8 protein-coding genes and 1 tRNA gene are annotated in these 7937 nt (G+C 73.7%); 4 read left to right on the forward strand and 5 right to left on the reverse strand.

Annotated elements, in window-relative coordinates; all coding sequences use genetic code 11:
- The first annotated feature begins 64 nt into the window (after window positions 1-64).
- On the forward strand, window positions 65-358 hold the full coding sequence (locus ACWEVO_RS22715) for a hypothetical protein (RefSeq protein ID WP_452309538.1): 294 nt from the start codon (window positions 65-67) through the stop codon (window positions 356-358).
- A gap of 14 nt (window positions 359-372) precedes the next feature.
- Here the strand turns inward: ACWEVO_RS22715 and ACWEVO_RS22720 are convergent, their stop codons facing one another.
- Window positions 373-984, reverse strand: a complete 612-nt coding sequence (locus ACWEVO_RS22720) for a TetR/AcrR family transcriptional regulator (RefSeq protein ID WP_452309539.1) — start codon at window positions 982-984, stop codon at window positions 373-375.
- Between the two features lie 127 nt (window positions 985-1111).
- Between ACWEVO_RS22720 and ACWEVO_RS22725 the strand changes: the two genes are divergently transcribed.
- The 3 genes from ACWEVO_RS22725 (at window position 1112) to ACWEVO_RS22735 (ending at window position 3985) form a co-directional block, all read left to right on the forward strand.
- On the forward strand, window positions 1112-2131 hold the full coding sequence (locus ACWEVO_RS22725) for an aldo/keto reductase (protein ID WP_452309540.1): 1020 nt from the start codon (window positions 1112-1114) through the stop codon (window positions 2129-2131).
- A gap of 98 nt (window positions 2132-2229) precedes the next feature.
- Window positions 2230-3354: a hypothetical protein gene (locus ACWEVO_RS22730; RefSeq protein WP_452309541.1), complete on the forward strand. Its 1125-nt coding sequence runs from the start codon at window positions 2230-2232 to the stop codon at window positions 3352-3354.
- 175 nt (window positions 3355-3529) lie between these two features.
- The gene (locus tag ACWEVO_RS22735; RefSeq protein ID WP_452309542.1) at window positions 3530-3985 is read left to right on the forward strand and encodes a GNAT family N-acetyltransferase; all 456 of its coding nucleotides are present in this window, start codon (window positions 3530-3532) and stop codon (window positions 3983-3985) included.
- A 25-nt stretch (window positions 3986-4010) separates the two neighbouring features.
- Here the strand turns inward: ACWEVO_RS22735 and ACWEVO_RS22740 are convergent.
- The 4 genes from ACWEVO_RS22740 to ACWEVO_RS22755 all read right to left on the reverse strand — a co-directional run.
- Window positions 4011-4087: transfer RNA gene (locus tag ACWEVO_RS22740), tRNA-Ile, on the reverse strand.
- Between the two features lie 145 nt (window positions 4088-4232).
- Window positions 4233-5777, reverse strand: coding sequence for a M16 family metallopeptidase (locus ACWEVO_RS22745; RefSeq protein ID WP_452309543.1), 1545 nt, complete (start codon window positions 5775-5777; stop codon window positions 4233-4235).
- On the reverse strand, window positions 5774-6721 hold the full coding sequence (locus ACWEVO_RS22750; protein WP_452309544.1) for a hypothetical protein: 948 nt from the start codon (window positions 6719-6721) through the stop codon (window positions 5774-5776). Before ACWEVO_RS22750 ends, ACWEVO_RS22745 begins: the two co-directional genes overlap by 4 nt.
- Before the next feature lie 43 nt (window positions 6722-6764).
- Window positions 6765-7937: NAD(P)/FAD-dependent oxidoreductase (locus ACWEVO_RS22755; RefSeq protein ID WP_452309545.1), on the reverse strand; the 1173-nt coding region annotated here is incomplete at its 5' end.

Genomic DNA, 7937 nt, shown 5'->3' on the forward strand with positions numbered 1-7937 from the left:
GGCGGCGCCCGCGGCGCCGGCCCTGGCGCCGACCGGCGAGGGACCCGCGTGCGAGCATGCGTCCATGAGCAGCGACGCGGCCGTCGAGGTGAGCGCCCTGGCGATCAACGTCACGATCCCGGAGGCGCTCCGCTGGACCGACACCCGCCGCGGTGCGGAGTTCACGCTGACCACGCTCAACGTCCGGCTCCTGCCCGACGGGCGGCTGGCGGCGAAGGCGTACGGCCGGCCGACCGGCGGGGGCCGCGGCACGTACGTCTCGTTCCCCGTTCCCGACCGGCTGGAGCTCGCGGCCCTGGTCGCTGCGGCCGCCGGCCGGGCCGGCGAACTGTGGGCCGCCCACCGCGGTCTCGGCTGAGGGGGCCGCCCTCCCTAGTGGAGGCGGAGTCCGGCGACGAGGAGTTCGACGAGGCGGCGCGGGTCGTAGCGGGGGTCGTTCCGGGCCGCGCCGATGCAGAGGTTGCCGACCCCGCGCAGCAGTTCGTAGGCGCCGATGTCGGCCCGGATCTCACCCGCCCCGGCCGCGGCGTCCAGCAACCCGGCGCAGACCGGGACCAGGCGGTCGAGGAAGTACGCGTGCAGGGTCCCGAAGGCGGGATCGTCGGACTGCAACGCCGCGGCGAGGCCGTGTTTCGTGACCAGGAAGTCAACGAAGAGGTCGACCCAACGCACCAGGGCGGCGTACGGGGTGGCGCCCTCCGCCAGCAGTGCCGGGCCAGCCTCGGCGCACGCCTCGACCTGATGCCGGTAGACGGCGACGATGAGGTCGGCCCGGGTCGGGAAGTGGCGGTAGATGGTGCCGACGCCCACGCCGGCCCGGGCGGCGATGTCGCGTACGGGCACGTCGACCCCGGAGGCGACGAAGGCCGCGGCGGCCGCGTCCAGGAGGCTCTCCTCGTTGCGCCGGGCGTCGGCCCGCTTCCGTCGGCCGGGCGATCCCGCTGCGCCGTCGTTGTCGACCACCGTGCCGTTCCCTCCGCTCACTCGGCTTGGCAAAACGGAACCATGTTCCGTATCGTGTTTAGCGGAACGGTGCTCCGCTTGTTCAGGATGCCAGAACGAGCGGGCCGACACCACGCCATGCCGTCAAACCCTCAAGGAGGGACAAACCATGCAGTACCGCACTTTGGGCCGGACCGGTGTGCAGGTGAGCAGCCTCGTGCTCGGCGCGATGAACTTCGGCAGCCTGGGCCGCACCACCCAGGACGAGGTCACCGCCATGGTCGACGCCGCCCTGGCGGGCGGGATCAACCTCATCGACACCGCCGACATGTACGGCCAGGGCGAGTCGGAGGAGTTGGTCGGCAAGGCCATCGCCGGGCGACGCGACGACATCGTGCTGGCCACGAAGGCGAGCATGCCGATGGGCGACGAGCGCAACCATCAGGGCGGTTCGCGCCGCTGGCTGGTCACCGCGCTGGACGACAGCCTGCGGCGGCTCGGCGTCGACCACGTCGACCTCTACCAGATCCACCGCTGGGACCCGAGGACCAGCGACCAGGAGACCCTGTCGGCGCTGACCGACCTGCAACGCGCCGGAAAGATCCGCTACTTCGGCTCCTCGACGTTCCCCGCGTACCGCATCGTGCAGGCCGAGTGGGCCGCCCGCGAGCACCACCTGGGCCGCTACGTCACCGAACAGCCCAGCTACTCGATCCTCCAGCGCGGGATCGAGGCCCACGTCCTGCCGGTGACCGAGCAGTACGGGCTCGGCGTGCTGGCCTGGAGCCCGTTGGCCTCGGGCTGGCTGTCGGGCGCCATCCGGAAGGGCCGGGAGATCACCACCAGCCGCTCCGCCTTCATGCCGCAGCGTTTCGACGCCGCCCTCCCCGCCAACCAGGCCCGGCTCGACGCCGTCGAGCGGTTGGCCACGGTCGCCGACGAGGCCGGCCTGACCATGATCCAGCTGGCCCTCGGGTTCGTCACCGCACACCGTGCCGTGACCAGCGCGATCATCGGTCCCCGCACCCTGGACCACCTGCGCTCGCACCTCGCCGCCGCGGACACCGTGCTCTCCGCCGACGTGCTCGACGCGATCGACGCGATCGTCGCGCCCGGCGTCGACCTGGCCCCGGACGAGAAGCACGACACCCCACCCGCGCTGCTCGACCCGGCGCGACGACGTCGCTGAGCACCCAGCCCGTCAGCGGTAACCACCGCGTAAGGGTTTCCCGGCGGCTCCCCACCGGATCATCGACCCATCCGCAGTACGTCACGAGGGGACTGTTGATGAGTCGACTACAGCGAATCCTGGCCGGCCTGACCGTGGTGGCCGCCGGGGTGGCGACCACGCCCGGCATCGCGGCGGCCACCGCCCTGCCCACGTACACCTACATCGATCTGGGCACGATCGGCACGCCGAGCACCGGCGAGGCGCCCAGCAGCGACGCGTACGCGCTCAACGCCACCGGCACCGTGGTGGGTGTCTCCACCATCGACGGAATCTTCAACCACCACGCGTTCGCGTGGACCGACGGGGTGATGACCGACCTCGGCGCCATCTACACCGGCACGTTCGGGGCCAGTTCGGCGGCGGGGGTCAACGACCGCGGGGTGGTGGTCGGCTCGACCCACGTCAACTCGACCGATCCGCCGCACGCCTTCCGGTACGCCGATGGCGCGCTGACCGACCTCGGCACGGGCTACGGCGCGGGCAGCGGCAGCCACGCGAACGACGTCAACGACAGCGGCACCGTGGTCGGCACCCGGTTCGAGCGACAGGGCTCGCCGGAGCGGGCGGCCGTGTGGCGGGACGGCACGATCGTCGACCTGGGCACGCTCGGTGGCCAGGCCGGGGCGTGGGGCACGGACAGCATCGCCTACGCCGTGAACGACGCCGGGCACGTGGTCGGCGGCGCCATCACGCCGAGCGGGGCCTTGCACGCCTTCGTCTGGACCGGGGACGCCCTGCGGGACCTCGGGACCCTCGGCGGTGGCACCGAGTCCACGTACGCCCGGGACATCAACGACCAGGGCGACGTGGTCGGCATCTCCCAGAACACCAACGGCGAGCTGCACGCCACCCTCTGGAGCGGCGGCACCATCCGCGACCTCGGCACCCTCGGCGGCAACTACTCCGAGGCCCGGGCGGTCAACACGGCCGGGCAGGTGGTGGGCCTGGCCCGCACCGCGGGAACGGGGTTCTACAGCGAGCGGGCCTTCCTGTGGCAGGACGGGCGGATGTTCGACCTGAACAAGCGGGTCCGGGGCCTGCCCTCGACGGTGACGCTGCGGTCCGCGGAGGATGTCAACGACAACGGCTTCATCGTCGGCTTCGCCTGCCCCGTCGCCTGCGACGCGGGCGGTGACGCCGCCCGACGGGCCTACCTTCTGGTGCCGGCGGATCGCACCTGACCGGGGCACCGCGACCTTTCCGGCCCGGGATCGGGGCAACGGCCCTCGGTCCCGGGCCGCCGACGGCGGAGGCGAGTACCGGTTCACCCCGCGCCGATTTCTTCTGACGCCACGGTCACCGTGGACCGGCGGCCCGAACTAAGGATCGGCCTTCTGGCTCGATAGGTTGTCGATCGTGGCGGACGTACGGCTGGAGCCGATGACCGAGGATCAGTACAAGCCTTGGCGGGCCGAGGCTGAGGCGCACTACGCGCGGAGCGTCGCCGCGTTGGGCCAGTCGGCACAGGAGGCGGCCCGCGACGCCGCCGACACCTACGCGCAGCTGCTCCCCGACGAGTTCGCCACCCCTGACCACCATTTCTGGTACGCCTACGACGGCGACCGCCGGGTCGGTTTCCTCTGGGTCAAAGTCACCCGCGACACCGCGTTCGTCTACAACGTCGCCGTCGAACCCGACGTACGCCGCCAAGGCTACGGCCGCGCGATCATGCAGGCCGCCGAGCGCTGGTGCAGGGACAACGGGCTGACCAGAATCGGCCTGCGGGTCTTCGCCCACAACACCGCCGCCCGGGCCCTCTACGAGCAGCTGGGCTTCACCGAGACCGCCCGCAACATGGCCAAAGACCTGTGACCGCGAGTCGCTCGACCGCCCGGCGTGGTGGGGCGGGCGGGACTCGAACCCGCGACCGAGGGATTATGAGTCCCCTGCTCTAACCCGCTGAGCTACCGCCCCGCTACCGCGCCGGATCGTAACCCGCCCAACGGATCACCGGCCACCACCGAACAGACCGGCTCTGATGATCGGCCCGCCACGATGGGCAACGCGAGGATAACAGCGTGCAGCAGGCGTCCGGCGCGACGGTCCGCGAGCCGGCGCATCACCGGCCCGGATCCAGCAGGGTGGCGGAGAGCCAGGCGGTGACGGTGTTGCCGGCTTCCCGCGCCGAGCGGACCATGCGGGTGAGCCGCCCCACCTGCGGGGGCGGGGGCGGGATGGCGTCGCTGTGCCGGGCCGGCATGGCGACGTGCCGGTCCGCGGGCACCGCCCGGTCGACCACGGCGAGGTCCGGCAGCGGTTCGAACAGGTTCGGCTCGATGTGCACGACCATGCCGTCCTCGCCGATGAGCCGGCGGGCCCCGTCGGGCCAGACGAACAGGGCGGCGCAGTCGACGTACCGGACGGTGGCCAGGGCGTCGCCGCTGACGCCGGTGACGCCGTCGGGGCCGATGATGAGCTGGGCGTCGCTCTCCCGCTCCTGGTGCGTCGCGCCCTCGACCGAGTCCTCTGACGAGGTGGGCGCCGCGGTGAAGCCGGCCCAGTCGGCCCGGAGCCCGTCCGGCACCAGCAGCAGCGCGGAGGTCGCCGCCTCGCCGGCCACCTCGCGCAGATCGTCGACGGTGACGGCGGCGAGCTCGGCCCGCAGTTCGTCGAGGTCGTGGACGGGGGCGCCGGTCAGCAGGTCCCGGGCGCACTGCGGGAGCCGGTCGGCGTCCGTCTCGGGGTGGGCGAGCGCCTCGACGCGCCGGGCCACCGCGGTGTCCCGGTCGGCCGACGCGATCCGGCCGACCCGGAGGGCGGCCAGCGTGTCGACGAAGGCGCCGAGCAGGGCGTCCTGCTTGTCGGGGGACGAGTCGGCGAACGCCCGCAGGGTGGCCCTCCCGTCGCCGCGCGGCTGGTAGCCGGCGGCCACCTGGTAGGACAGCCCTTCCTCCTGCCGCAGGGAGCGGAACAGCTCCCGCTCCAGGACACTCGCGTAGACCACGGCGGCGGCCCGGCGCTTGACCACGGCGTCGAGGGCGACCAGGCCGACCCCGTCCGAGAAGTACGCCGGGGTCTGCGGCAGTGCCGATGACGGCGTGGGCACCGGCCGCCGTTCCCCCTCGGGCAGCGGCAGCCGCAGCCCGGGCGGCACCTCGTCGCCGGTGAGGAAGAGGACCGCATTGCCCCGGGTGAACCGGCTCGCGGCCCACTCCCGCACCTCGTCCCCGGTGAGCCCGGGCAGGCCGTACTCGGGATAGCTGACCAGTCCGTGGTCCCGCGCGCCGTGCCGCCACAGCGGCAGGCGACCCAGCCCGCCGCGGGGGCGGCCGTTCTCCTCCACGCGCAGGATCTCGCGTTCCACCTCGAGCCGGTCGGTGGGCGGCTCGGACAGGTTGCGGCAGACGGTGTGCAGGAAGCTGACCACCTCCTCCGGGCCGCCGCGCACCACGAAGCTGCTGAACAGCGACTCGGTCGTGCCGTTGGCGTCGTGGTCCAGCAGGCCGAGTGGGGCGAGCGCCAGGTGCTCCAGCAGGTGGGTGACGCCGCGCCGGGCCAGCGACTCGTCGGCGATGCCGACCCGGAACACGAGCCCGGCCCGGATCGGCCCGGCCGCCGGGGCGAGCAGGGTGGGCACCCCGTCGACCGCCAACTGCCGGATCACCGGCCCCCACCCTTCGCGTAGGCGTCCGCGCGAGCCTGCCCGAACTGGGCCACCGGATCACCGAGGTAGCCGAAGACGGCCGGGGTGCCGTAGGGCCCGAGCGCGTCGAACTGTTCCCGGGCGGCCGTGTGCTCCGCCATCAGGTGGAAGGCCAGCGCGAAGGTGCTCCGCACGCTCACCCAACCGATCGTGTGGGTGAAGTCGGGATGCCGCACGGACCGGTCGGCGGCGGCGTGGATCTCCTCGGCGACGTCCGACGACCGCAGGTGGTCGCGGATGCCGCGCAGGTCGCCGTACTCGATGATCCGCTCGATGTGGGCCTGCGCGACGAGGACCGCCTGCGGGGCGCCGGGCGGCGCCGCCTCGGTGCAACTCCGGGCGAACGTGTCGGCCGTCGACCAGTCGCCACCCCACTTCGGACAGAGCTGTTGCAGCAGCGCCAGCTGCGCCGGAAGGTGGTGCGGCTGGTGCCGGGCGAGCCGCTGGTACCGGCGCCGGGCCTCCGCCAACCCGAGTTGCAGCCCTCGCGCGGTGGTGATCCGCTGCGTCCAGGCCGTCACGTCGTCGGGCCACTGGGCCGTCACGTCGATCAGGATCTGCTCGGCGCGGCGCAGGTGGTCGTGGAACCGGGCGAACCGGTCGGCGCTGACCCGGTCGGCGGTCGCCCGTGTCCGAATCCGCCAGCCGGACCGCAGCAGGGCCGCCCCGAGCAGGGTGCGGGCGAGCTGGCACTCCGGCTCTTCCCTCAGCCGCAGTTGCAGGAAGCTCTCCACCCCGCCCCACTCCCCCGCCACGTCCGCCAGGTGGCTCGCGGTCGCGGCGTCCGCGGCGTCGAAGACCGTGCGCAGGGCCGGCCAGTCGTGGTCGCGCAACGCCAGCCGCAGGGCGGCGACCTCCGGGTAGGCGGCGTCCGGATCTCGATCGAGCGGGGGCGGGAGGGGCACGGCGGGATCCTAGATGATCAAACGGCCGTCGGCCGCCCCTCGGTCAGCCCGTGGCGCGCAGCTCGGCCAGCACCGCGCCGGCCGTACGCCAACCGCTGGCCAGCGCGCCCTGGATCGACGGGGTGTCCCGGTGGTCCCCGGCGACGAAGAGCCCGTCGCCGAGCGCGACCGGCTTGCGCAGCCGGCCCTGCGGGGGCGGCGCGGCGGGCAGCGCCGCCGGGACCGAGACGGTGGTGAGGTGGGTCCAGTCGGCGGTGGAGCACCCGTAGAGCCGGTCCAGTTCGCGCCGGACGACCGGCTCGGGTGGGACCTGCGGGCCGACCACCGAGGTGGCCACCAGGTGCCGCCCGGCCGGCGCGTACGTGGGTGCGGCGTTGGTCAGCACCACCGTGTTGGCGACCAGTTCCCGGCGTTCCCCGTCGAGCAGCAGGATCGGCTCGGCCAGGGGCGGGGTGTCGGTGCTGTGGTAGTAGGTCGTGTAGCTGTGCATGCGTACCCGGGCGAGCCTCGGCAGCAGCGTGGCCGCCGCGGGCGGGTCCACGGCGACCACGACGGCGCGGCAGGCGAGGTCGCCGTCGCGGGTGCGGACCCGGCCGGACGCGACCTCGGTGACCGGGGTGTGCAGCGCGATCAGCTCGGCCGGCAGCGGGTCGGCGATGGCCCGGGGCAGCGCGGCCATCCCCCGGGCGGGCAGGCCGATCCGGCCGCGGGCGAAGGAGCGCAGGATCATCGCGAGCACGTGGCTGGAGGTGGCGAGCTCCGGGTCGAGGAGTACGCCGGAGAGGAACGGCCGCAGCAACTCCTCGATGATGGCGTCGGAGAGCCCGGCCCGGCGCAGGGCGGACTCGCTGGTGGTCTCCCGGGCGTCGAGCAGCCGGCCGACCGGCAGGGTGGCGCAGCCGGCGGCCAGGGCGGCGAAGCGCAGCCGGTCGAGGACCGAGCCGATCCCGGCGGTGACGGTCCCGGGTGCGCCGGCCGGATCGCGCAGCGGGTTGACCAGCCGGTCGAGGCGGTCGCGCCGGCGGACCAGCACGCCGGAGGTGAACCAGCCGAGGTCGAGCGCACCGAGGTCGACCACGCCGCCCAGCCGGGGGTACCCGGTGTTGAGCACCTGGAAGCCGCGGTCCAGCAGGTAGCCGTCGACCTCGTCGGTGGCCACCCGGCCGCCGAGCCGGTCGGCGGCCTCCAGCAGCCGCCAGGGCACGCCGGCCCGGTG

It is taken from the genome of Micromonospora sp. NPDC003776, from assembly GCF_053605645.1.

Coding starts and splice junctions, on each gene's coding strand:
- ACWEVO_RS22715 (WP_452309538.1), top strand. CDS start 65: ATGAGCAGCGACGCGGCCGTCGAGGTGAGCGCCCTGGCGATCAACGTC.
- ACWEVO_RS22725 (WP_452309540.1), top strand. CDS start 1,112: ATGCAGTACCGCACTTTGGGCCGGACCGGTGTGCAGGTGAGCAGCCTC.
- ACWEVO_RS22730 (WP_452309541.1), top strand. CDS start 2,230: ATGAGTCGACTACAGCGAATCCTGGCCGGCCTGACCGTGGTGGCCGCC.